The sequence below is a fragment of the Vibrio sp. 03_296 genome, from assembly GCF_002265885.1.
The window spans coordinates 1-1,332 of record NZ_NPKW01000809.1; the positions used below are offsets into that span (position 1 = coordinate 1).

The 1,332-nt window shown below is 41.1% G+C and carries 2 protein-coding genes; both read right to left on the minus strand.

The window, feature by feature from the left end; genetic code table 11:
* Nucleotides 1-272: hypothetical protein (locus CIK04_RS28045; RefSeq protein ID WP_142995032.1), on the minus strand; the 272-nt coding region annotated here is incomplete at its 3' end.
* A 539-nt stretch (nucleotides 273-811) separates the two neighbouring features.
* Nucleotides 812-1,147, minus strand: coding sequence for a hypothetical protein (locus CIK04_RS28050; protein WP_128824735.1), 336 nt, complete (start codon nucleotides 1,145-1,147; stop codon nucleotides 812-814).
* Nucleotides 1,148-1,332 lie beyond the last annotated feature (185 nt).

Sequence of the window (1,332 nt, forward strand, 5' to 3'; positions counted from 1 at the left end):
TTTTTTTGCTCTATCTGCTTGTGAATCGCTTGATCATAGAACGAGACGCGATGTTTGTGACCAGAATGCATTTCTAGCAACGCTTGATTGGCATGGGAGAACAAACTGCGTGGCGTTTTGGCATCAATACCGAGTACCGATATACCAATACTCCCTTGAGTCAAAGCGTTTGATATTTCATTTTCTGCCATTCGGAGCTTGAGAAAAAACGCTTTATGGTCTGGTTGATCTGGCGAATATGCGCGACCTGTGTTTTCGAAAATTTTAAACACACGACAAATCTATCTGAACCCAAATATGCCACATAAGGTTAGCGCCTGAACCATTTGTAAAAACGGGCAAATTCTTTTTTATCGCCGATGGGTTATCTTCAACATACTTAGGTTGGATGGCAAGCATAATAAGGCCGACATCACTATTATTGCTTTGGCACAACCCCTCTAGTTGATCAAGAAAGCGTTCTTTTCTCGGTAGTTGAGTAAGAAGGTCAATACCACCATTATCTTTGTCATTAATGCTATGTAATCGCTCTGAAAGGTTGGAACTGATCCCTATATAGTAAGCACCTCCTATCCCATCATTAATCTTCTGAATCGTTAACTCTTGCGGTACATTGTCTCCCGAGCATGTTCGAGTAAGGATCTCACCGGACCAATAATTTAGCTCGGTAAGCTGCTTCCATAAGTTTTGGTAGTATAGGTCCGAGTGTTTCTCGGCATTAAAAAATACTGGTTTTTAAACCGGCAATATCCTTCCTTTGATAGCCCGTGGTATGTTCAAAATATTTATTGCACACCAATATTCTGGTGTTTCATCGTATAAGCACGCCATGGTGAGGGTTTTCAAACAGAGAATAAAAGACTTCTGCCACTTGCATACAGGACTCTATTGTTAGAAGTGGCGTCAGTGTACCAACTAAGGTCTGGCTATTTTTTTTCTCGACGTAAAACTCAACAAAATGAACACGCTCTAATGGAGAGACAAGGCAGCAACGGAATACTTGCGATTCACCACTCTTCATCACATGGCGAAAAGTATCAATCGCGATTTGCCGCTGGCTGGGTGCCAATCGCTTTAGCACTTCCTCTGCGTGCAAAATGTTTCTTTCAAGCCCAAATACGGTAACAAATGCGTTTTCATCAAGCATGAACTCTTTGAATCCAGATAAGCTGCCAATCGATTTCACCTAACTTAGGCAAAGAAAGGGTATGAGTGCCATTTTTGTTCTCTGTTTGAACTGTTTTGCTATCCATAGCGTTACCCCTTATAAACCACCAGTTTCATAAGTATAGTCCGATGCAAAATGATCTCAACTTTGAAGTTAACTGAAAA

Coding starts and splice junctions, on each gene's coding strand:
- CIK04_RS28050 (WP_128824735.1), bottom strand. CDS start 1,147: ATGCTTGATGAAAACGCATTTGTTACCGTATTTGGGCTTGAAAGAAAC.